Below are 21962 nucleotides of genomic sequence, written 5' to 3'. Positions count from 1 at the left end.
CCGCTGACGCGGCTTCCGTGCCCCACGGGGCGCCGGCCCTCGCCCTCTCGCCAAGGGACCTGACCTGGTCCGGCACCCCCTCTTTCTTTCCTTACACCCTGCACGCCCGCCGCCGCCCCCGCCGGGGACGGTGCCGCGTGCCCGCACCCCCGGATGGAACCAGCACGGTCCGGCGACCCAACAGGCTCGCCGACCTGCTGGTCGGCCGCACCGCTTGAACGCCCCATCGCTGGAACGGAGTTGACAGGCATGTCCAAGCGAACCCGCAAGAAGAAGGCCCGCCGCAAGAAGAAGGCCAACCACGGCTCGAAGGCCGGTCAGCGCCAGCGCCGCTGCCGGTACGGCCGGGGACAGGGAAAAGCCCCTGTCCCCGGTCTCCGTGCATCAGGCCCCTCCCCCGCTCCAACGGGATAACGCTCGGTGTCCGGCCCCCCGCACCCACCCGTCGTCCCCCGTACAGCCGAACGCCTTGCTCTGGCCTACAGGCCCCCTCTTCTTGCTGCCGCACCACCCCCTGCCTGGCGATTCTTAACGCAAGCTTGACGCCCAGCACCCGCTGATCCGTGGGCCCACGCGTCACTCTCTGCATACGCTGGTGCCGCCGTCCGCGTGATGGCCGGAATCGAACTGCCCCGTACTCAGCGCGCCGGACACCAGGAGCCCGACCGATGGCCACGACCGAACACCCCCCTCCCAGTCGCCTGCGCGCCTGGATGCTGGAGGGGCTGTCCGACATGGGCAAGAGCGGCGGCCACACCGGGCCCCACGCGCAGCCGGAGCCCGCGCACAAGGGCCAGCGCTGGTGGCGGGTGATGTGCCTGACGGGTGTGGACTACTTCTCGACCCTCGGCTACCAGCCCGGCATCGCGGCCCTCGCGGCCGGACTGCTGTCGCCGATCGCGACCATCGTGCTGGTCATCGTCACCCTGGCCGGCGCCCTGCCGGTCTACCGGCGCGTCGCCGCGGAGAGCCCGCACGGCGAGGGCTCCATCGCCATGCTGGAGAGGCTGCTCTCCTTCTGGCAGGGCAAGCTCTTCGTGCTCACCCTGCTGGGCTTCGCCGCCACGGACTTCCTCATCACCATCACCCTGTCGGCCGCCGACGCCTCCACCCACCTGGTCGAGAACCCGCATCTGACGGACTTCCTCCAGGGCAAGCAGATGATCATCACGCTGATCATGGTGGCGCTGCTGGGCGCGGTCTTCCTCAAGGGTTTCCTGGAGGCCATCGGCGTCGCGGTCGCCCTCGTCGGCATCTACCTCGCGCTGAACGTCGTCGTGGTGATCGTCGGCGTCTACCACGTCATCACCGCCGAGCACGTCATCACCGACTGGACCAGCGCCCTCACCACGGAACACGGCAACGTCTTCGTCATGATCGGCGTGGCCCTGATCGTCTTCCCCAAGCTGGCGCTGGGCCTGTCCGGCTTCGAGACCGGCGTCGCGGTCATGCCGCACGTCCAGGGCGACCCGGGCGACACCGAGGAGCGGCCCACCGGCCGGATCCGGGACACCAGGAAGCTGCTCACCACGGCCGCACTGATCATGAGCTGCTTCCTGATCGCGACCAGCTTCATCACCACGCTGCTGATCCCGGAGCAGGAGTTCAAGTCCGGCGGCGACGCCAACGGCCGCGCACTCGCCTATCTGGCACACGAGTACCTCGGCAACGCCTTCGGCACGGTGTACGACGTCTCGACCATCTGCATCCTGTGGTTCGCCGGCGCCTCCGCGATGGCCGGCCTGCTCAACCTGATGCCGCGCTACCTGCCCCGCTACGGCATGGCCCCGCACTGGGCCCGCGCGGTGCGCCCGATGGTCATCGTCTTCACCCTCATCGCCTTCCTGGTCACCTGGATCTTCGACGCCGACGTCGACGCGCAGGGGGGCGCCTACGCCACCGGTGTGCTGGTGCTGATCAGCTCCGCCGCCGTCGCGGTGACCATCGCCGCCCACAAGGCCGGGCAGCGCAAGTGGACGATCGGGTTCGGGGTCATCTCGGCGGTGTTCCTCTACACGACCGTCGTGAACGTCATCGAGCGGCCCGACGGTGTGAAGATCGGTGCCTGCTTCATCGTCGGCATCATCCTCGTATCGCTGCTCTCCCGCCTCGCCCGCGCCTTCGAACTGCGCGTGACGAGCGTGAGCCTCGACCCGATGGCGGAGCGGTTCATCCGGGACATGGCGAGCCGCCGGATGCGGTTCATCGCCAATGAGCCGGACCGGCGCGACAAGGCCGAGTACCGCGACAAGATCGAGCAGATCCGGGCCGACAACGACATGCCCGAGCAGGAGGACTTCGTCTTCGTGGAGGTCACGGTCACCGACCCCTCCGAGTTCGAGGCGGGCCTGACCGTGCGCGGCGAGGTGCTGCACAACCGCTACCGCGTCCTGACCCTGGAGTCGGCCTCCATCCCCAACGCGCTGGCCGCGCTGTTGCTGCACGTCCGCGACGACACCGGCTGCATCCCGCACATCTACTTCGAGTGGACCGAGGGCAACCCGTTCGCCAACTTCCTGCGCTTCTTCCTCTTCGGCCAGGGCGAGGTCGCCCCGGTCACCCGGGAGGTACTGCGTGAGGCGGAGCCGGACCGCTCCCGACGGCCACGCGTCCACACGGGCTGACCGCCCACCGGAAACGACCCGGTCGTAAGAATCCCGTCAATTACCGCTCGGTCCGCATAAGAACCCCGTCAGCAGCCGTCCCCGAGCCGCCACCGGCCCCTAGCGTCTGCCTCATGGAGGACAGAGGACGCAGGGGCCGGGCAGCCGACGACCGCACCTGGCGCGGCAGTGCACGGCTGGCCGTCGGCTGTGCCCTCGGCTTCGGCGGCCTGACGCTCGCGGTGGACTGGAACGCCGGCACCCTCACCCCGGTCCGCGTCCTGCTCTGGGTCACCCTGTCGGCCGCCATCCTCGTCATGCTGCTGCCGGCCCGGGTCACGGCGGGCCCCGGCTGGCTGGCCGTTCGCGGGCCCCTGCGCCGGCGTACCGTCCGTACCGACTCCCTCGTCTACGTCGGCCGGAACGGTGACGTCTGCGCCCATCTGGTGCTCCGTGACACCGCCGGCAACCGGCTGGAACTCGACCCGAACGTCCTGCACGCGAATCCGCTGCTCTGGCACGAACTGGACACCGGCGTCCGTCGCTCCGTTGCCCACGGCACCCTGCGCCGGGGCGCCGAGGTACTCGCACAGCTCGGCCACGAGATCGACGACACCAACGCGCTCGCGGTCCTCAGGGCATCGGGCCTGACCTGACCGCCACCGGCGCTGCCGCGCCGTTCACCCCGGCAGGGGGCGCAGCCTGCCGCTCCAGCGCCCGTCGTCGACGGTGCCGGCGTCGCGCAACGTGAGGGTCTCCGGGTCCACCCCCATGCGGGTCAGCAGTTCGGAAGGTGACACGTTCCGCACGACAGTCAGTGTGCAGAGGGGAATGTACCGGTAGCGGAGCTTGTCCAGGCTCCGGCTCGCCCCTGTGGTCGTCATACGCCGGATGCTGCCACCCGCGACTGACATACCTCCAGGCCGAAGTTCCTCGGCAGGTCGACTTCGGCGGATGTCTGGTCCGCCGGCCCCGCCGACCGGCCCTATCGTGACCCCATGCAGTCCTACACGATCGGCCAGGCGGCACGGCTGCTCGGCGTCAGCCCGGACACCGCCCGCCGCTGGGCCGACGCGGGCCGGGTGACCACCCATCGCGACGAGGGCGGTCGGCGGCTCATCGACGGCAAGGACCTCGCCGCCTTCTCCGTCGAACTGGCCAGGGCCGGCACCGTCGAGGAGGACGCCTCCTACACCTCGGTCCGCAACGCCTTCCCCGGTATCGTCACCGCGATCAAGCTCGGTGACGTCGCCGCCCAGGTCGAGATCCAGGCCGGCCCGCACCGCCTGGTCTCCCTGCTGACCCGCGAGGCCGTCGAGGAACTGGGCCTGGAGGTGGGCATGGAGGCCACCGCCCGGGTGAAGTCGACGAACGTGCACATCGACCGCGCCTGACCCCGTCACCGGCGACCGCCTCCGAGAGCCTCACCGGCGCACCCGGGCAGACGCCGTTCCCGGCGCGCCCCCGGTCGACCCCCGTACCGGCTCCCCCCGGCCGACCCCCGTACCGGCCCCCCGCCGCCACCGTCACCGGCACATCAGCGCCGCCCACAGGTCCAGCCGGTCGCTCAGCCGGGACAGGTCGCGCCCGGTGAAGTGCGGGGTAGTGGCCAGGTGGAGGGCGGGGTGGCACAGGCGCTCGGCGCCACGCTCTTCGAGAACGTACGGCTGGACGCGCGTGGCGCGGCCGAGACGGCGGCCTTCCGCCGCTACCGGCTCCCGCAGTACGCGGACATCCCGCGTACCGAGGTGCACTTCATGAGACCGCCGACGCCGTCGGCCCGCTGGGCACCGAGTCGATGAGCCAGAGCCCGTTCCACCGATCGCCCGGCGCTGGCCAACGCAGTGCGGGACGCGACCTGTGTGCGGTTCACGGAGTTGCCGCTGACGCGTGACCGGGTGTGCGGGCGCTGGAGGCCAGCCAGCGTACGCCCCCGTCCACCCAGGTCGGACACGGTGAGCCGGGCCGGCCGTGCCAGGTTCCCGGTGAGGTCGAGTTCGGCGAGCGTCATGTGCGGTCCCCTCCCGGATGACGGTACCCGCGACGCACCTCCGTACAAACGCACATGCCAGGTTCGATCCATAAGCGTGCAGCTCATGCGATGCGACAGGAGACTTCCGCCTGGCAAGTGCGGCAGTATCATCACCTGGCGGCCGATATCCAGGTCGCGACAGGGCGCGACAGCTTTTTCATCTGGTTTCAGAGGAGTTCACTCGTGATGACCCGTTCCGCGCGCCGGACCCGGCGGACGCTCCAGGTGGCCGGTGCCTCGGTCGCGGCCCTGCTGGCCCTGAGCGCCTGCTCCTCCTCGGACGACGACTCCTCGACGACGAAGTCGGACACCTCGTCGTCGGCGTCGCCCAAGCTGTCGGGCTCGATCACCGTGTTCGCGGCGGCCTCCCTCAAGGAGAGCTTCACGACCCTGAAGGCGGACTTCGAGAAGGCCCACCCGGGGACGAAGGTCAACTTCAGCTTCGGCGGCAGTGACACCCTCGCCGCGCAGATCACCAGCGGGGCCCCCGCCGACGTCTTCGCCGCCGCCAGCCCCAAGACGATGGCGATCGTGACGGACAAGAAGGACACCGCCACCACGCCGGCCACCTTCGTCCGCAACCAACTGGAGATCGCCACCCTGCCGGGCAACCCCGACAAGGTCGCCTCGCTGAAGGACCTGACCAAGTCCTCGCTGAAGGTGGTCCTCTGCGACAAGACGGTGCCGTGCGGCGCCGCCGCGCAGAAGGCCCTGGACGCCAGCAAGCTCAAACTGACCCCGGTCTCCTATGAGGAGGACGTGAAATCCGCCCTCAACAAGGTGGTGCTCAAGGAGGCCGACGCCGCGGTCGTCTACAAGACCGATGTGAAGGCCGCGGGTGACAAGGTGGAGGGCGTGGAGTTCCCCGAGTCCGCCGACGCCGTCAACGACTACCCGATCGCCCTGCTGAAGAACGCCCCGAACCCGACGCTGGCCAAGGCGTTCATCGCCCTGGTGCAGTCCACCGAGGGCCGGCAGGTCCTGAACCAGGCCGGATTCCTCAAGCCGTGACGAAGATCGACGAGCCGGACGCCGGGACCGTCGCCGTCACGGGCGGCCCACGGCGCCGGCGCGTCCGGTCGACCGTGCCGCTACCGCTCCTCCTCCCCGGAGCGGTAGCCCTGGTCTTCCTCCTCCTGCCTCTGATCGCCCTGCTCCTGCGCGCCCCCTGGGGCAGCCTCCCGTCGCTGCTGACCAGCACGGAGGTGTGGCAGGCCCTCCAGCTCTCGCTGCTCAGCGCGACCGCGGCGACGGCCGTGAGCCTGGTGCTCGGCGTCCCGCTGGCGTGGCTGCTGGCCCGCACACAGTTCCCCGGCCGAGGCCTGGTACGAGCGCTGGTGACGCTCCCCCTGGTGCTCCCCCCGGTGGTCGGCGGTGTGGCCCTGCTCCTCGCCCTGGGCCGCAACGGGGTCGTCGGGCAGTGGCTGGACTCCTGGTTCGGGATCACGCTCCCGTTCACGACGACCGCCGTGGTGATCGCCGAGTCCTTCGTGGCCATGCCCTTCCTGGTGATCAGCGTCGAGGGCACGCTGCGCGCCGCCGACCCGCGCTACGAGGAGGCGGCGACGACCCTGGGCGCGTCCCGCTTCACGGCGTTCCGCAGGGTCACGCTCCCCCTCATCGCCCCGGGCATCGCGGCCGGCTCGGTCCTGGCCTGGGCCCGCGCGCTCGGCGAGTTCGGCGCGACGATCACGTTCGCCGGCAACTTCCCGGGCCGCACCCAGACCATGCCGCTCGCGGTCTACCTGGCCCTCCAGAACGACCCCGACGCGGCGATCGCCCTCAGCCTGGTACTGCTGACGGTGTCGATCGCGGTACTGGCGGCCCTCCGCGACCGCTGGATGACGGCCTCATGACCCACCACGATCCCGCGCCTCGATCCCACACATCACCCGCGGCCGCCGACGGCGCACAGCCCCCGCAGGGGCCGCCCGCACCTGACACTGATGCCCGCACGGGTGGTGCGGGTGGGAAAAGCAACCCGGCCGGAGGCCGGGCGGCCCCCACGCACCCGCACCCGCACCCGCACCCGCACCGCACGGACGGCCTCGACGCCCACCTCGTCGTCACCCGACCCGCCTTCCACCTCGACATCACCCTCACCGCCGCTCCCGGCGAGGTCGTCGCCCTCCTCGGCCCCAACGGCGCCGGCAAGACCACCGCCCTCCGGGCCCTGGCCGGCCTCACCCCCCTCACCGCCGGCCATCTCCGCCTGGACGGCACGGAGTTGGACCGCACGCCCCCCGAATCCCGCCCGGTGGGCGTCGTCTTCCAGGACTACCTCCTCTTCCCCCACCTCACGGCCCTCGACAACGTCGCCTTCGGCCCCCGCTGCCACGGCGCGACGAAGACCGAGGCCCGCGCGCAGGCGGCCGCCTGGCTGGACCGCATGGGCCTCACGGAGCAGACCGGCGCCAAACCCCGCCGCCTCTCCGGCGGCCAGGCCCAGCGCGTCGCACTGGCCCGCGCCCTGGCCACCCACCCCCGCCTGCTGCTTTTGGACGAGCCCCTCGCCGCCCTCGACGCCCGCACCCGCCTGGACGTACGTTCCCAACTCCGCCGCCATCTGGCCGAGTTCGAGGCCGTCGCCGTACTGGTCACCCACGACCCGCTGGACGCCATGGTGCTGGCCGACCGTCTGATCGTCATCGAGCAGGGCCGGATCGTCCAGCAGGGCACCCCCGCCGACATCGCCCGCCACCCGCGCACCGACTACATCGCCCACCTGGTCGGCCTGAACCTCTACCGCGGCCGGGCCGCGGCCGAGGGCCACCTGGTCAGGCTGGACACCGGCCCCGCCATCGCCACCACGGAGAACCTCGCCGGCGACGTGTTCGTCGCCTTCCCGCCGAGCGCCGTGACCCTCTTCCGGGACCGCCCCACCGGCACCAGCGCCCGCAACCTGTGGCGCTGCGAGGTCGCCGGCCTGGAGATCCACGGCGACCGGATCCGCGCCGACCTGACCGGAGAACTCCCCCTCGCCGCCGACCTCACCACGGTCGCCGCCGCCGAACTGGACCTGCACCCGGGCACCCCGGTCTGGGCGACGGTGAAGGCGACGGGGACCCACGCGTACCCGGCGTAAAGCCACACACCAGGGACCACACGCGAGGCCACACGCGAGAGACCCCGCCGAAGCGGGGCCTCTGCTGTCCTAGCCGTACCGCGGATCAGTCCTCGTACACGTCCAGCGGCGGGCACGAGCACACCAGGTTCCGGTCTCCGAAGGCCTGGTCGATCCGGCGCACCGGCGGCCAGTACTTGTCGGCGGCGGACACCCCGGCCGGGAAGACGGCCTCCGCACGCGAGTACGCGTGCTCCCACTCCCCGCCGAGCGTGGCGGCCGTGTGCGGCGCGCCCCGCAGCGGGTTGTCCTCGGCGGGCCACTCCCCCGCCCCGACCTTGTCGATCTCCGCCCGAATGGCGATCATCGCCTCGCAGAACCGGTCCAGCTCACCGAGGTCCTCGGACTCGGTCGGCTCGATCATCAGCGTGCCGGCCACCGGGAAGGACATCGTCGGCGCGTGGAACCCGTAGTCGATGAGCCGCTTGGCGACGTCGTCGACGCTCACTCCGGTCGCCTTGGTCAGCGGCCGCAGATCGATGATGCACTCGTGCGCGACCAGCCCGCCGGGGCCCGTGTAGAGCACGGGGTAGTGCGGCTCCAGCCGCTTGGCGATGTAGTTGGCGCTGAGCACGGCCACCTGCGTGGCGCGCTTCAGCCCCTCGCCGCCCATCAGCCGGACGTACGCCCACGAGATCGGCAGGATCCCGGCGGAGCCCCACGGCGCGGCCGAGATCGGCCCGACTCCGGTCGCCGGCCCGGCGGCCGGCTGGAGCGGATGGTTGGGCAGGTACGGCGCCAGGTGGGCCCGTACGGCCACCGGACCGACACCCGGACCGCCGCCGCCGTGCGGGATGCAGAAGGTCTTGTGCAGGTTCAGGTGCGAGACGTCGCCGCCGAAGTGCCCGGGCTTGGCGACCCCGACCAGGGCGTTGAGGTTGGCCCCGTCGACGTACACCTGGCCGCCGGCCTCGTGCACCTGACCGCAGATCTCCGCGACGTGCTCCTCGAACACGCCGTGCGTGGACGGGTAGGTGATCATCAGCACGGCGAGCTGGTCGCGATGCTGCTCGATCTTCGCCCGCAGGTCCTCGACGTCGACCTCGCCGTCCTCGGCGGTCTTCACGACGACGACCTTCATCCCGGCCATGACGGCGCTGGCGGCGTTGGTGCCGTGCGCGGAGGACGGGATCAGGCACACGGTGCGCTGCTCGTCGCCGTTGGCACGGTGGTAGGCGCGTACGGCGAGCAGCCCGGCCAGCTCGCCCTGCGACCCGGCGTTGGGCTGGAGCGACACCTTGTCGTAGCCCGTGACCTCGGCGAGCCGCTCCTCCAGCTCACGGATGAGCGTCAGATAGCCCTGCGCCTGCTCGGCGGGCGCGAAGGGGTGCAGCTGGCCGAACTCGGGCCAGGTGACCGGCTCCATCTCGGTGGTCGCGTTGAGCTTCATGGTGCAGGAGCCCAGCGGGATCATGCCCCGGTCCAGCGCGTAGTCCCGGTCGGCGAGCCGGCGCAGATAGCGCAGCATCGCGGTCTCGGAGCGGTGCTCGTGGAAGACGGGGTGGCCCAGGTAGCCGTCGCCGCGCAGCAGCCCCTCGGGCAGCGTGTCCGCGGCGACCGCGTCCAGCGCCTCGACGTCGCCCTCGACCCCGAACGCCGTCCACACGGCACCCAGCTGGGCCCGCGTGGTGGTCTCGTCGCAGGCCATCGAGACGTGGTCGGCGTCCACGAGCCGCAGGTTGACGCCGCTCTGCCGGGCGGTGGCGACGATCTCGGCGGCCTTGCCGGGCACGCGCGCGGTGAGGGTGTCGAAGTAGGCGCCGTGTACGAGCTCGACCCCGCCGGCCCTGAGCCCCGCGGCCAGGATCGTGGCGTAGCGGTGGGTCCGCTGAGCGATGGCCCGCAGCCCCTCGGGCCCGTGGTAGACGGCGTACATGCCGGCCATCACGGCGAGCAGCACCTGTGCGGTGCAGATGTTGCTGGTGGCCTTCTCACGGCGGATGTGCTGTTCCCGGGTCTGCAGCGCCAGCCGGTAGGCCTTGTGCCCGTCGGCGTCCACGGAGACACCCACGAGCCGGCCGGGCAGGCTGCGCGCGAACTTCTCCCGCACCGCCATGTAGCCCGCGTGCGGCCCGCCGAAGCCCATCGGCACCCCGAACCGCTGGGTCGTCCCGACGGCGATGTCGGCGCCCAGCTCGCCCGGCGAGGTCAGCAGGGTCAGCGCGAGCAGGTCGGCGGCGACGGTGACCAGCGCGCCCAGCTCGTGCGCCTGCTCCACGAGCGGCTTGATGTCGCGTACGGCACCGGAGGCGCCGGGGTACTGGACGAGCACGCCGTTGATCTCACGGGCGGCGAGGTCCGCCGGGATCCCGTCGCTCAGGTCCGCGACGACGACCTCGACCCCGGTCGGTTCGGTCCGCGTCCGGATCACGGCGACGGTCTGCGGGAGCGCGTCCGCGTCGACGACGAAGACGCCCTTCTTGTTCTTGCCCATGCGCAGCGACAGGGCCACGGCCTCCGCGGCGGCCGTGGCCTCGTCCAGCAGCGAGGCGCCGGAGGTGGGCAGTCCGGTGAGGTCGGCGACCATGGTCTGGAAGTTCAGCAGGGCTTCCAGCCGCCCCTGGGAGATCTCCGGCTGGTACGGCGTGTAGGCCGTGTACCAGGCGGGGTTCTCCATCACGTTGCGCAGGATGACGGGCGGCGTGAAGGTGCCGTAGTAGCCCAGCCCGATCATCGAGTCGAGCACCTGGTTCCGGTCGGCCAGCGACCGGAGCTCGGCCAGTACCTCGGCCTCGGTGCGCGCGCCCGGCAGTTCCAGGGTGTCGGCGTTCTTGATGACGTCCGGCACGGCGGCGGAGGTCAGCTCGTCTAGCGAGCCGTACCCGACCTGGGCGAGCATCTTGGCCCGGGCCTCGTGGTCGGGCCCGATATGGCGCTGCTCGAAGGGGATTCCCTGTTCGAGCTCGGAGAGCGGAACACGCTGGGCGGTCATTGCGGAGGCCTCCTGGTCTGACGCGACCTTCGAGGGGTACCCCGGCACGGGCACCCCGACGGCCTCCCCCTCTGTCATCTCAACCTGAGAGCTTCGCCGGACGCCCAGGGGATCCGGCTTGCACCGTCGGTGAGGGCGGATGTCGTCGACGCCCGCCCTGCTTTCCAGAGTGACCTCGTCCGTGCGGTACGTGAGCCTGAGAGATTCCGGGGAGGATTTGCTCCTTCGGCGCCTCCGGTCTGTCCGGAGGACTCTCCCGCACGGGGTCAGCAGCCGCTTGCCAGCCTACCAGCGAGGGCAACGCACGGGCCTTCGAGTGGCCGCCTCCCTCAATGTGCTCTTTTGTAGTGCTTACGGATGAGTTGCGACCAAGTGGAGGGCCCGTGCAGACGGACATCGATCCGCGCAACCTGATCGGCCGCAAGGCGTTCGACCGCAACGGCACGAAGATCGGCACGATCGACGAGGTCTACCTCGACGACGCGACCGGCGTGCCGGAGTGGGCGGCCATACGCACCGGCCTGTTCTCCCGGGACGCCTTCGTGCCCCTGGAGCCCAGCGAACTGGTCGAGGGCACCCTCCAGGTCCCCTTCGACCGCGCCCTGATCAAAGACGCTCCCGACTTCGGCGTGGGCCGCCATCTGTCCCCGGAGCAGGAACTCCAGCTCTACCACCACTACGGCCTGGACACGACCGCCCCACCCCCCGACCATCCGGACCACGACTTCGGCAAACTGGCGGGAACGGAGGACGCGGATGCCTGACGGCCGACGGTGCGCGCTTTCTCCGGCCGCGGGCAGTCGTGCCTTCCCCAGTGCCTTGAGAGCCTGGGAGGTGCCCCCGGGGCGGCACGGGTGGGCGCGGGCGGCACCCCGCAAGCGCCGTTAGGCGACCCCACCTCCGCCCAGCCCCACGCCGGGTCAAGCACCCACCCCGTCCACCGGAATCGTCGGCACCAGCGGCAGCGGCTCCACCGGCTCCAGCTCAGGGTCATCGACCCGGAACGTCCGCACCCGCCCCGGCTCGACGGCCCACGGCGTCTCGAACCGCACCGTCACCCGCCCCAGACCACTCCCCTGCACCCATCCGTGCCCGTACTCGGCATGCCGGACGTCATGCCCCGCGGGCCATCTCCGCTCCACGACCGCCTCCTGCACGGCGACCGGCTCGGCAGCCTCCTCCTCCGCGAGGATCTCCGCCGCCTCCCCCGCCGCCTGCGCGAACAGATCCTCCTGGGTGTAGTCGGCCAGCCCCGACACCCCCACGCCCAGCAACCGCACGCCCCCCGTCGTGTCCACCGAGTCCAGCAACCGCGCGGCCGCCTCCCGCACCACCGCCGGATCGTCGGTCGGCCCTCTGAGCGTCTCCGACCGGGTGAGCGTCGAGAAGTCGTACCGCCGGACCTTCAGCACGATCGTCCGCCCCGACAGCCCGGCCCCCCGAAGCCTGCGCACACACCGGTCGGCCAGCCGCTGCACCTCCATCCCCACCCGCATCCGGTCATGGATGTCCACGTCGTACGTGTCCTCGACGGAGACCGACTTGGCCTCCCGCTCGGCGACCACGGGCCGTTCGTCGTGCGCCAGCGCCATCGCGTACAGCGCGTGCCCGTGGGCCTTGCCGAGCAGCCGTACCAGCTCGTCCTCGCCCGCCTCGGCGATCTCGTCGACCGTGGTGATCCCGGCCCGCCGCAGATGGTCCCCGGTCGCCGGCCCCACGCCCGGCAGGGTCCGCACCGTCATCGGCCCGAGCATCGCGCGCTCCGTACCCGGTTCGATCAGCACCAGCCCGTCCGGCTTGGCCTGCTCGGAGGCGATCTTCGCGAGCATCTTGGAGGCGGCGAGCCCGACCGAACCGGCGAGCCCCGTGGCGGCCCGTATGTCCGCGCGCAGCTTCTCCCCCACCAGCCGAGCCGAGCCCGCGTCCCAGGCCACCTCACCCGCCTCCAGGTCCACGAACGCCTCGTCCAGGCTCAGCGGCTCCACCAGGGGCGACAGCTCGTGCAGCAGCGCCATCACCTGCTCGCTGATCGACCGGTACAGCCCGAAGCGCGGTACGAGATACGCGGCATTCGGCGCCAGCCTGCGCGCCTGTGCCATCGGCATCGCGGAGTGCACCCCGAACACCCGGGCCTCGTAGGACGCCGTGGCCACCACACCGCGCGGCCCGAGCCCGCCCACGACCACGGCCTTCCCACGCAGACTCGGCTTGGATGCCTGCTCCACCGAGGCGTAGAAGGCATCCATGTCGAGATGCAGGATCGTGGGCGCGTTTCTCACATCTCCGATGCTGCACCACGCCACTGACAATGCCACGGCACGCAACCGTGCCGGGGCATCACCAAGGGCTCAGGAGTTTCAGGGGGTCGGGCCGGGACCTAGACCGCCCGGTTGCGGCGCCGGGCCAGCTCGTCGGCGGGGTTGGGCCCGATCAGGGTCTCGCCGGTGTCGACCCGCTCACCGTGCAGCTGGGAGAGCGCGCTTTCCACGTCCCGCCAGACCACGCCGACCGCGATCCCGAAGATGCCCTGGCCGCCCTGGAGCAGGGCGTGCACCTCGTCTGGCGAGGTGCACTCGTACACCGTGGCGCCGTCGCTCATGAGGGTCATGCGCTCCAGATCGCGGAAACCGCGCTCCCTGAGGTGCTGGACGGCGGTGCGGATGTTCTGGAGGGACACCCCGGTGTCCAGGAACCGCTTGACGATCTTCAGGACGACGACATCCCGGAAGCTGTACAGGCGCTGGGTGCCCGACCCGTAGGCGGGCCGCACACTGGGCTCGACCAGGCCGGTGCGGGCCCAGTAGTCGAGTTGCCGGTAGGTGATGCCGGCCGCCGCACAGGCCGTGGGCCCCCGGTAGCCGATCTCCTCGGTCGTCATGGACGCCGCCCCTCCGCCGCTCGGCACTGCCGTCGGCCGCTGCGGAGCGTGACCGGCAGTGCTGCCGTGAGGCCGATACGGACCACTCTCCCCGAGACCGCGTCCCGGGGCACCCCCAGCCGTACCGTCGCCGCTGCTTCTCACGCCGACCTCCGTCCTTGACCTGCCCTCTCGACGGTAGGCAGTCACCAGGGGTGCGTCAACGATCGCCACACTCGGCACGCCGAGTGATAATCACCCTAGGAGTGGTTTCCCGTGCCCCACCGCGGGGAAAGGCTAGCCGAATGCTCTGGCGGGAAGGCGTAGGACGCTCTCAATGGCCGCTGGCAATTGCCCATGAATTCGAGCCCGACCAGCCGTGAACCGGCCCGTCACCGGCCTCTGATGGGTGGGTGACGGACCGCTCGGGTCCCTCACTGGCTGCTGGTGCCGAAGTCCTCGGGCGAGATCTGGTCGAGGAACTCGCGGAACTTCTCCACCTCGTCCTCCTGCTCGTCCGGGATCGCGATGCCGGCGTCGTCCAGCACCGTGTCGCTCCCGTAGATCGGCGTTCCGGTGCGCAGCGCCAGCGCTATGGCGTCGGACGGACGGGCGCTCACCTCGACACCGCTGGCGAAGACCAGCTCCGCGTAGAAGACACCCTCACGCAGGTCCGTGATGCGTACTTCGGTGAGCTCCTGACCGACAGCCTCCAGCACGTCCTTGAACAGGTCGTGGGTCAGCGGTCGCGCAGGGGCCATGCCCTGCTGGGCGAACGCGATCGCCGTCGCCTCCCCCGGCCCGATCCAGATGGGGAGGTAACGGTCGCCTCCCACTTCGCGCAGGAGCACGATCGGTTGGTTGGAGGGCATTTCCACCCGGACACCTACGACATCGAGCTCGTTCACACAGCAACCCTAGGCCGTGCCCGGGACGTTTGGGTAGTCGGGCCCGGAACGCGCGCCCGATCCGGCCTCCGCCCGGGTCCTGTCACGATGGTCACGGCAGCCGCACCCCGAGCGCGGTCTGCACCAGTGCGGCGTGCAACCTCACCGTGAGCGCCGCCAGCTCCTTCGTACGGGCCTCGGCATGGGCCCTGGTCTGCGGATTGCGGTGCCGCTTGAGCGGGGCCACCACCTGGTCCACCAGACCCGCCTCACGGTCGGCGGCGGCCTTCATGACCCGCAGATGGCGCGGCTCGATCCCGAACCGGCCCAGCTCGGTCACGAGCGCGGCCACGGTGACCGCCTCGGCGTCGTACACGCCGTCCTCCAGGGGAGCGAGCAGCCCGTACGACTCCCACTCCGCCAGGGAGTTCTCGTCGATCTCGGCGGCCGCGAGCAGCTCGTCCCGGCCGATCCGCGCCACCGTGGGCACCTCGGCGACCATCGGCACCGCCTCGCCGTCCCGCTGCCGTCCCAGCACGGGCAGCTGGACGGCCTCACCGCGCTCCATGGCGTCCAGGTACTCCCGGATGACCTTCAGCGGCAGGTAGTGGTCCCGTTGCATCCTCAGAACGTGTCCGAGCCGCTCCACATCCCCGGCACTGAACTTGCGGTACCCGGACGGGGTCCGGCGCGGCTCGATCAGCCCCTCCGACTCCAGGAAGCGGATCTTGGAGATGGTGACTTCGGGGAACTCGTCGCGCAGCACGTTCAGCACCGTGCCGATGCTCATCAGCCCGGTTTCCGTGGCGGCGGTGCCGTGACCGGTACCGCCGCTCGGTGTGTGCAGCATGGACCTTCTTCCCTGGGTCCCCGGACGAGGTCCGGAGGGTCAGATGCCGTGCCGGCTCGCGTAGAAGACCAGCCGGTACTTGCCGATCTGCACCTCGTCACCGTTCGACAGAGCGACCTGGTCGATGCGCTCCCGGTTGACGTAGGTGCCGTTGAGGCTGCCCACGTCGGCCACCGTGAACGAGCCGTCCGGCTGGCGGCGGAACTCCACATGGCGGCGCGAGACCGTCACGTCGTCCAGGAAGATGTCGCTCTGCGGGTGGCGACCGGCCGTGGTCAGGTCGCTGTCCAGCAGGAAGCGGCTGCCCGAGTTCGGGCCGCGGCGCACGACCAGCAGCGCGGAGCCCAGCGGCAGCGCGTCGACGGCCGCCTGCGCCTCGGGCGAGAGCGCCGGCGCCTGGGTCTGGCCGGTGACCTCGGCGTCGTAGGCCTCCAGGCCGGAGATCGAGATCGTGGACGTCGTCTCCGACGCCCGCTCGGGGACGGCGCCCGCGCGCAGCGGGGCACCGCAGTTGGAACAGAAGCGGGCGTTCTCCGCGTTGCGGTTACCGCACCTCGTACAAACCAGGGCCGACATGGACGGATCCTCCTGCCGCGGCTGCCCCGCCGGGGCGTTGGACGCGTACGGGTCGGAGGTAAACCCTCCACCCGCACCTGAGGTTGACGGTTGCCCGAAACCTATGCCGCCGGACTGCGACGGGTCAACTGACCGCGCGCCCTGACCTCCCGAAATGTCACCCCCCGGACCAGCCACCTGGTCCCGGAACAGCGGGCGCTGACCGTCCGCGTCGGGCTGTGCGCGATGACGGGCGGTCGCGTTGTCGCTACCCTCTCGCGCGCTCTTGCCGAACAACTTCGAAAACAACTTCACGGGCGATTCCCCTTGACCGAAACAGACCCGCCCGTGGGGCAGGACGAACCCTGACTGAATAAACCGGCCGACCCGGACAACCTCACAACGTCCGTATCCACCAGACAGTTTCCACCACGCACCGGCTCACCGGTGCGCCGACCCCCCGCATCCTCATGCCCTCGCCGGACGTCCCGCATGCACCGCCGGTTCACTGTGAGGACGACCGAGCGTAGTCAGGCTGCTTCGCCGGTCGCAAGGCATCCACCACGATCTTGGTCGACCGCTCGACGGTCACAGTCGCCTGTTCCTTCTCCAGGGTCTGCACCACGCCTCCGGGGATGTTGAGAGCCGGTTCGAGATCCTGCGGCTTCCCGATCACCTTGAAAACGTAGGGCTGGGTGATCTTGTTCCCGTCGACGCTCACACTCTTCCCGGAGTCGGTGAGGTAGGTGCCGGAGATCACTCGCACCCCGTTGACCTGGATCGCCTCCGCGCCGGCCGCGCGCAGCTCCTGGATCGCGTCGAGCAGCATGTCCGCCTGTACCGTCCCCTTCGGGTCGTCGACCGTCATCGTGATGCCAGGACCCTGCGCCGCGACGGTGCCCGCCAGAATGCCGAGTTGCCTCTCCTTCTCGGCCGTCTGCCTGCGGGCCTCCGCCGCCTGGTCGGAACTGCTCTGCAACTCCTGGCGCTGCTTTTCAAGTCCTGTCTTCTCGTCCTCAAGACGCTGAGTACGGTCGTCCAGTTCATCGAGGATGCGAACAAGATCCTCCTGGCGGGCCCCGCGCAAGGCGCTGTCACTGTCGCTGTTCGACGCCACCTGCACGGCGAGCCCGAATCCGAGCCCGAACAGCAGCACGGCGACGATCAGTTGGGCCCGGCTGACCCGCGGCGGCCAGAGTCCCTCGATCAGCCGCCGACGGCCGGTCAGCCCGGCCTGCGGCTTCGGCTCGGCCGCGGATCCGGTCTCCGGCGCCGCGGCGGGCACCTCGTCCGGCAGTTCTCTGCGCAGCCGGTGTTCCGGCTGCTTCTCGTGCTCGCTCATGCCGCTCACGCCCGGAAGACGTGTCGCCGGATCGCCGCGGCGTTGGAGAAGATACGGATACCGAGGACCACCACGACCCCCGTGGACAGCTGGGACCCGACGCCCAACTTGTCGCCCAGGAACACGATCAGCGCGGCCACCACCACGTTGGACAGGAACGACACCACGAAGACCTTGTCGTCGAAGATCCCGTCGAGCATGGCCCGCAGACCGCCGAAGACGGCGTCGAGCGCCGCGACGACGGCGATCGGCAGATACGGCTCGACGACCGCCGGAACCTCAGGACGGACCAACAGTCCGGCCACGACGCCCACGACGAGGCCAAGTACGGCGATCACGATGTGCCCTTCTCCGTCTTCTCGGTGTACGGCTGGGCCGTACGTACGATCACGCTGGGTGCGGCGGGCAGCCGGACGTCACTCTCCGTGGAGATCGTCGCCCGGATGTCGAAGTTCTCCTCCAGCGCATGCAGATACAGCCCGTCGGGGCTGTCCTGGAACCTGGAGCTGAGCCTCTCCCCGTCCCCCACCGCCAGCACCGTGTACGGCGGTACCAGCGGCCTGTTGTCGACCAGTATCGCGTCTCCCGCGGCCCTGATCGCGGACAGGGCGGTGAGCCGCTGCCCGTTGATGGAGATCGCCTCGGCGCCCGAGGCCCACAGCCCGTTCACGACGCGCTGCATGTCGTGGTCACGCACCCGGCCGGTGTCGGAGAACCCAGAGGTCTCCCGCGGATTGCCGGCGTCGCCGCCCGAGGAGGCCTCCTTGGCGTCGTTCACGGCCAGCTTCACGCCGGGACCGTGCACCGCCGTGGCACCCGACAGGATGCCCACCAGGTCCGCCTGACCACTGCCGCCACTCTCCTTGAGCGCCGCACGCTGGCGGGCGCTGACGTCGTCCCGCAGCTTGTCGACATTGGTCTCCAGCTTGTCGGCTGCGGCCGTCTCGCGGTCGATGCGGTCGATGAGCTCCTGGCGCTCCTTGGCCACGACAGGGGCCGTCACACGTGCCTGCGCCGCTCCCACGGTCACCACCAGGGCCGCGAGCACCAGACCGCCGGCGAGGCCCAGCCTGGCCCGGAGGGTCTTCGGCATGCCGCCGGCCTCCCCCTGCGCCCGCTTACGTGCCGCCGCCTCGGCGTACCCGTCGTCGAGGCTGTGGTCCATGACGTTGGTGATCAACGACATGGAGGCGTCCGGGCGCTGCGGCCGGGTGGCGCTGCTCCGAACGGGGGGTTGCTGCGGCATGCCGCACATCGTCGCACGTTGCGACCGGTACCTCCGAACGGCCCCACCGGCGTGCCGGACAGGCCCCCTCGGGGACACTTGTCCGGCACGCGCGCGTGCGGCGGATCTAGCGTCCCGCGCTGTCCACGATCGCCGACCATTCGTCCAACAGGGCCTGCGCGGAGGCGTCGTCGGGTCCCTCGGCCCACAGATGGGTGACCGCCTCGGCCGGGTCGGGCAGCACCATCACCCAGCGCCCGTCCGTCTCGACGACCCGCACCCCGTCGGTCGTGTCCACGAAGCGATCACCGGCCGCCTCGACGACACGCCGCATGACCAGGCCCTTGACAGCCCACGGGGTCGCCAGGTCCCGCTTGAGGACATGCGCCCGCGGGATCCGGGCGTCGATCTGGCTGAGCGTGAGCTGTGTCCGCGCGACCAGGCCGATCAGGCGCACGAAGGCCGCCGTACCGTCGTAGACGCTGCTGAACTCGGGGACGATGAATCCGCCCTTGCCGTCGCCACCGAAGATGGTGCCTTCCTCACGCCCCACGCGCGTGAGGTCGTCGGGCGAGGTGGTCGTCCACTCGACCTGGGTGCCGTGGTACGCGGCCACCTGCTCGGCGATCCGGGTCGTGGTGACCGGAAGCGCCACACGGCCGCTGCGCCGCTCGGCGGCCACCAGGTCGAGCATCACCAGCAGCGCGCGGTCGTCCTCGATGATGCGGCCCTTCTCGTCCACCAGGGACAGCCGCTCGCCCACCGGGTCGAATCGCACACCGAACGCGGCCCGGGAGGACGCCACGATCTCGCCGAGGCGCACCAGCCCCGACCGCCGCTGATCCGCCGTCTCCGTGGGCCTGGCCTCGTTGAGACCGGGGTTGATGGTCAGCGAGTCCACGCCGAGCTTCCCGAGCAGGCTGGGCAGAACGAGCCCGGCACTGCCGTTGGAGGCGTCCACGACGACCTTCAGTTCGGCCTCGGCGATCCCGGTGATGTCGACGTTCCGCAGCAGCGAACCCGTGTACGAGTCGAAGACGCTGGCCGGGAAGTACAGGTCGCCGATCTCACCGGGGAACGCACGCCGGTACTCCTGCCGGGCGAAGATCCGGTCCAGCTTGCGCTGGCTGGCCTGGGAGAGGTCCGCGCCCTGCCCGTCGAAGAACATGATGTCGACGGAGTCGGGCACCCCGGGCGAGGTCCGGATCATGATGCCGCCGGCGCTGCCGCGCCCGGTCTGCTGCCGTGCCACCGGAAGGGGCACGTTCTCCAGGTCGCGTACGTCGATGGCGCTGGCCTGGAGCGCGGAGATGACCGCCCGCTTGAGCGCACGGGCACCCCGGGAGTGGTCACGGGCCGTGGTGACCGTGGAGCCCTTCTTCAGGGTGGTCGCGTACGCGCCGGCGAGCCGTACGGCCAGCTCCGGCGTGATCTCCACGTTCAGGATTCCGGAGACACCACGGGCGCCGAAGAGATGCGCCTGGCCGCGGGACTCCCAGATCACGGACGTGTTGACGAACGCACCGGCCTCGATGGTCTTGAACGGATAGACCCGGACGTTGCCCTGCACGATCGATTCTTCACCGATCAGGCACTCGTCACCGATGACCGCACCGTCCTCGATCCGGGCGGCCCGCATGATGTCGGTGTTCTTGCCGACGACACAGCCCCGCAGATTGCTGTGCTGGCCGACGTAGACGTTGTCGTGCACCACGGCCCGGTGCAGGAAGGCACCGCTCTTCACGACGACGTTGGAGCCCACGACGGTGTGCTCGCGGATTTCCGTGCCGGCCTCGACCTTGGCGTAGTCACCGATGTACAGCGGTCCGCGCAGGACGGCGTCGGGATGCACCTCGGCGCCCTCGGCCACCCAGACGCCCGGCGATATCTCGAAGCCGTCGATGTCGACGTCGACCTTGCCCTCCAGGACGTCGGCCTGCGCCTTGACGTACGACTCGTGGGTGCCGACGTCCTCCCAGTAGCCCTCGGCGATGTAGCCGTAGATCGGCTTGCCTTCCTTCATCAACTGCGGGAAGACATCGCCGGACCAGTCGACCGGAACGTCGGCCTCGACATAGTCGAACACCTCGGGCTCCATGACATAGATGCCCGTGTTCACCGTGTCGGAGAAGACCTGCCCCCAGGTCGGCTTCTCAAGGAACCGCTCGACCTTCCCCTCTTCGTCGACAATGGTGATGCCGAATTCCAGCGGATTGGGCACACGGGTCAGGCAGACCGTGACCAGCGCGCCCTTTGCCTTGTGGAAGTTGATGAGTTCGGTGAGGTCGAAGTCGGTCAGCGCATCGCCGGAGATGACGAGGAAAGCATCGTCCTTCAACGCCTCTTCGGCGTTCTTGACGCTTCCGGCGGTACCGAGTGGCTTCTCCTCATTGGCATAGGTGAGCTCCATACCGAGCTCTTCGCCGTCCCCGAAGTAGTTCTTGACCAGCGATGCCAGGAACTGCACAGTGACGACGGTCTCGGTGAGCCCATGCTTTTTGAGCAGCCGTAGCACATGCTCCATGATCGGGCGATTTACCACCGGAAGGAGCGGCTTGGGCATGCTAGAGGTCATGGGGCGAAGGCGTGTGCCTTCACCACCGGCCATCACTACGGCCTTCATGTCGGAAGCGTCCTCCTCTAAGAGATGACGGTCTAGCCGACTTCACCCGTCCCGATTGTCCCGCACTTTTCCGTCGCGGGCCATCGCGAGGCACTACGTCCGGACAATCGCCGAGCTCAATCGGCTGTGGCGTCCGCACGAACCAGCCGGCGGACCTGCACCACGTAAAGCACTCCTGCCCACCAGTAGAGCGTTGTACCCCATCCGGCGAACGCCCATCCGAAAATAGCAGCGAGTGACGAGATCCAGCCGCTTCCGTCACTGAGCAGCAGGAGCGGGAACGCGTACATCAGATTGAACGTGGCTGCCTTGCCAAGGAAGTTCACCTGCGGCGGTGGATAGCCGTGGCGCCGGAGAATCCCCACCATCACCAGCAGCACCAGCTCGCGCAGCAGTAGTACGGCCGTCAACCAGAGCGGCAGGATCTCGCGCCAGGTGAGTCCGACCAGCGTCGACAGGATGTAGAGCCGGTCCGCCGCGGGGTCCAGAAGCCGGCCGAGGCTGCTGATCTGGTTCCAGCGTCGGGCGAGCTTGCCGTCCAGGTAGTCACTGATGCCGCTGAAGGCGAGCACCAGCAGGGCCCAGACGTCGCTCTGGGGCCCGCCGAACTCGGGCCTGAGGATCAACCACAGGAAGACGGGTACGCCGACGAGACGCGCCATGCTGAGGATGTTCGGGATGGTGAGGACCCGGTCCGTCTGGACACGGGTCTCCTGGACCTCCACCCGGGGGCCTCCTGTGATGGGAAACGAGCCAACTTTGCTCCCTGACCCTACCTCAACGCAAAAAAGCTCTGGCTCTTGGGCATGTTGCCCAAGAGCCAGAGCTCTAAAAGGAGTTCGGCGGTGTCCTACTCTCCCACAGGGTCCCCCCTGCAGTACCATCGGCGCTGTAAGGCTTAGCTTCCGGGTTCGGAATGTAACCGGGCGTTT

The 21962-nt window shown here is 69.9% G+C and carries 19 protein-coding genes, 1 rRNA gene, 1 pseudogene and 1 riboswitch; of the genes and pseudogenes, 8 read left to right on the top strand and 13 right to left on the bottom strand.

Going from position 1 to position 21962, the window contains the following annotated elements; all coding sequences use genetic code 11:
- Positions 1-668: 668 nt before the first annotated feature.
- On the top strand, positions 669-2624 hold the full coding sequence (locus AB0N16_RS39930; RefSeq protein WP_365805676.1) for an amino acid transporter: 1956 nt from the start codon (positions 669-671) through the stop codon (positions 2622-2624).
- A 113-nt stretch (positions 2625-2737) separates the two neighbouring features.
- On the top strand, positions 2738-3259 hold the full coding sequence (locus tag AB0N16_RS39925; RefSeq protein WP_365805674.1) for a hypothetical protein: 522 nt from the start codon (positions 2738-2740) through the stop codon (positions 3257-3259).
- A 24-nt stretch (positions 3260-3283) separates the two neighbouring features.
- Here AB0N16_RS39925 and AB0N16_RS39920 read toward each other — a convergent pair whose 3' ends face one another.
- The gene (locus AB0N16_RS39920) at positions 3284-3487 is read right to left on the bottom strand and encodes a hypothetical protein (RefSeq protein ID WP_365805672.1); all 204 of its coding nucleotides are present in this window, start codon (positions 3485-3487) and stop codon (positions 3284-3286) included.
- 114 nt (positions 3488-3601) lie between these two features.
- Here AB0N16_RS39920 and AB0N16_RS39915 point away from each other — a divergent pair, with 114 nt between their 5' ends.
- The 5 genes and pseudogenes from AB0N16_RS39915 (at position 3602) to AB0N16_RS39895 (ending at position 7720) form a co-directional block, all read left to right on the top strand.
- Positions 3602-3997: a helix-turn-helix transcriptional regulator gene (locus AB0N16_RS39915; RefSeq protein ID WP_365805670.1), complete on the top strand. Its 396-nt coding sequence runs from the start codon at positions 3602-3604 to the stop codon at positions 3995-3997.
- Between the two features lie 180 nt (positions 3998-4177).
- Positions 4178-4504 (top strand): annotated as a pseudogene (locus tag AB0N16_RS39910) (molybdopterin cofactor-binding domain-containing protein); the annotation flags it as partial.
- A 317-nt stretch (positions 4505-4821) separates the two neighbouring features.
- On the top strand, positions 4822-5646 hold the full coding sequence (gene modA, locus AB0N16_RS39905; protein WP_365805668.1) for a molybdate ABC transporter substrate-binding protein: 825 nt from the start codon (positions 4822-4824) through the stop codon (positions 5644-5646).
- Positions 5643-6491: a molybdate ABC transporter permease subunit gene (gene modB / locus AB0N16_RS39900; protein WP_365805666.1), complete on the top strand. Its 849-nt coding sequence runs from the start codon at positions 5643-5645 to the stop codon at positions 6489-6491. The genes modA and modB overlap by 4 nt, the downstream gene beginning before the upstream one ends.
- Complete coding sequence (locus AB0N16_RS39895; RefSeq protein ID WP_365805664.1) at positions 6488-7720, top strand: ABC transporter ATP-binding protein; 1233 nt, start codon at positions 6488-6490, stop codon at positions 7718-7720. Before modB ends, AB0N16_RS39895 begins: the two co-directional genes overlap by 4 nt.
- Before the next feature lie 85 nt (positions 7721-7805).
- On the opposite strand, the gene gcvP is transcribed toward AB0N16_RS39895, so the two are convergent.
- Complete coding sequence (gene gcvP / locus AB0N16_RS39890; protein ID WP_365805662.1) at positions 7806-10691, bottom strand: aminomethyl-transferring glycine dehydrogenase; 2886 nt, start codon at positions 10689-10691, stop codon at positions 7806-7808.
- A 174-nt stretch (positions 10692-10865) separates the two neighbouring features.
- A riboswitch (glycine riboswitch) is annotated at positions 10866-10960 on the bottom strand.
- A 114-nt stretch (positions 10961-11074) separates the two neighbouring features.
- On the opposite strand from gcvP, the gene AB0N16_RS39885 reads away from it, so the two are divergent.
- Positions 11075-11455 carry a PRC-barrel domain-containing protein gene (locus AB0N16_RS39885; RefSeq protein ID WP_365805660.1) on the top strand — a complete coding sequence of 127 codons (381 nt, stop codon included), beginning with the start codon at positions 11075-11077 and terminating at the stop codon, positions 11453-11455.
- Between the two features lie 156 nt (positions 11456-11611).
- Here AB0N16_RS39885 and AB0N16_RS39880 read toward each other — a convergent pair whose 3' ends face one another.
- The 11 genes from AB0N16_RS39880 to rrf form a co-directional block, all read right to left on the bottom strand.
- Positions 11612-12970 (bottom strand): DNA polymerase IV, encoded by a 1359-nt coding sequence (locus AB0N16_RS39880; protein ID WP_365805658.1) that lies wholly within the window; start codon positions 12968-12970, stop codon positions 11612-11614.
- A 98-nt stretch (positions 12971-13068) separates the two neighbouring features.
- Entirely contained in the window at positions 13069-13713 is a 645-nt protein-coding gene (locus AB0N16_RS39875) for a MerR family transcriptional regulator (RefSeq protein ID WP_351712443.1), read from the bottom strand.
- Between the two features lie 269 nt (positions 13714-13982).
- Positions 13983-14456 carry a bifunctional nuclease family protein gene (locus AB0N16_RS39870; protein ID WP_026253112.1) on the bottom strand — a complete coding sequence of 158 codons (474 nt, stop codon included), beginning with the start codon at positions 14454-14456 and terminating at the stop codon, positions 13983-13985.
- 91 nt (positions 14457-14547) lie between these two features.
- Positions 14548-15285 (bottom strand): MerR family transcriptional regulator, encoded by a 738-nt coding sequence (locus tag AB0N16_RS39865; RefSeq protein WP_365805656.1) that lies wholly within the window; start codon positions 15283-15285, stop codon positions 14548-14550.
- Between the two features lie 39 nt (positions 15286-15324).
- The gene (locus AB0N16_RS39860; protein WP_365805654.1) at positions 15325-16155 is read right to left on the bottom strand and encodes an FHA domain-containing protein; all 831 of its coding nucleotides are present in this window, start codon (positions 16153-16155) and stop codon (positions 15325-15327) included.
- 190 nt (positions 16156-16345) lie between these two features.
- Positions 16346-17182: a DUF881 domain-containing protein gene (locus tag AB0N16_RS39855; protein ID WP_365805652.1), complete on the bottom strand. Its 837-nt coding sequence runs from the start codon at positions 17180-17182 to the stop codon at positions 16346-16348.
- Positions 17183-17187: 5 nt separating this feature from the next.
- On the bottom strand, positions 17188-17520 hold the full coding sequence (locus tag AB0N16_RS39850) for a small basic family protein (RefSeq protein WP_046727248.1): 333 nt from the start codon (positions 17518-17520) through the stop codon (positions 17188-17190).
- Positions 17517-18428, bottom strand: coding sequence for a DUF881 domain-containing protein (locus tag AB0N16_RS39845; RefSeq protein ID WP_365805650.1), 912 nt, complete (start codon positions 18426-18428; stop codon positions 17517-17519). Before AB0N16_RS39845 ends, AB0N16_RS39850 begins: the two co-directional genes overlap by 4 nt.
- 106 nt (positions 18429-18534) lie before the next feature.
- Entirely contained in the window at positions 18535-21030 is a 2496-nt protein-coding gene (locus AB0N16_RS39840) for a mannose-1-phosphate guanyltransferase (protein ID WP_365805648.1), read from the bottom strand.
- A 116-nt stretch (positions 21031-21146) separates the two neighbouring features.
- Positions 21147-21755: a CDP-alcohol phosphatidyltransferase family protein gene (locus tag AB0N16_RS39835; protein ID WP_365805646.1), complete on the bottom strand. Its 609-nt coding sequence runs from the start codon at positions 21753-21755 to the stop codon at positions 21147-21149.
- A gap of 112 nt (positions 21756-21867) precedes the next feature.
- A 5S ribosomal RNA gene (rrf, locus tag AB0N16_RS39830) occupies positions 21868-21962 on the bottom strand; the annotation flags it as partial.

Source organism: Streptomyces sp. NPDC051105, assembly GCF_040682795.1.
In the GTDB taxonomy this organism is placed as follows: Bacteria; Actinomycetota; Actinomycetes; order Streptomycetales; family Streptomycetaceae; genus Streptomyces.
The sequence above is the reverse complement of the archived record's forward strand: the minus strand, read 5'-3'. Positions and strand labels throughout refer to the sequence as shown.

Excerpts from the sequence above, each read along its gene's own strand:
- AB0N16_RS39845 (WP_365805650.1), bottom strand. The coding sequence starts at position 18,428 with ATGCCGCAGCAACCCCCCGTTCGGAGCAGCGCCACCCGGCCGCAGCGC.
- AB0N16_RS39865 (WP_365805656.1), bottom strand. The coding sequence starts at position 15,285 with ATGCTGCACACACCGAGCGGCGGTACCGGTCACGGCACCGCCGCCACG.
- AB0N16_RS39915 (WP_365805670.1), top strand. The coding sequence starts at position 3,602 with ATGCAGTCCTACACGATCGGCCAGGCGGCACGGCTGCTCGGCGTCAGC.
- modA (WP_365805668.1), top strand. The coding sequence starts at position 4,822 with ATGACCCGTTCCGCGCGCCGGACCCGGCGGACGCTCCAGGTGGCCGGT.
- AB0N16_RS39840 (WP_365805648.1), bottom strand. The coding sequence starts at position 21,030 with ATGAAGGCCGTAGTGATGGCCGGTGGTGAAGGCACACGCCTTCGCCCC.
- AB0N16_RS39930 (WP_365805676.1), top strand. The coding sequence starts at position 669 with ATGGCCACGACCGAACACCCCCCTCCCAGTCGCCTGCGCGCCTGGATG.
- AB0N16_RS39855 (WP_365805652.1), bottom strand. The coding sequence starts at position 17,182 with ATGAGCGAGCACGAGAAGCAGCCGGAACACCGGCTGCGCAGAGAACTG.
- AB0N16_RS39925 (WP_365805674.1), top strand. The coding sequence starts at position 2,738 with ATGGAGGACAGAGGACGCAGGGGCCGGGCAGCCGACGACCGCACCTGG.
- gcvP (WP_365805662.1), bottom strand. The coding sequence starts at position 10,691 with ATGACCGCCCAGCGTGTTCCGCTCTCCGAGCTCGAACAGGGAATCCCC.
- AB0N16_RS39895 (WP_365805664.1), top strand. The coding sequence starts at position 6,488 with ATGACCCACCACGATCCCGCGCCTCGATCCCACACATCACCCGCGGCC.
- AB0N16_RS39920 (WP_365805672.1), bottom strand. The coding sequence starts at position 3,487 with ATGACGACCACAGGGGCGAGCCGGAGCCTGGACAAGCTCCGCTACCGG.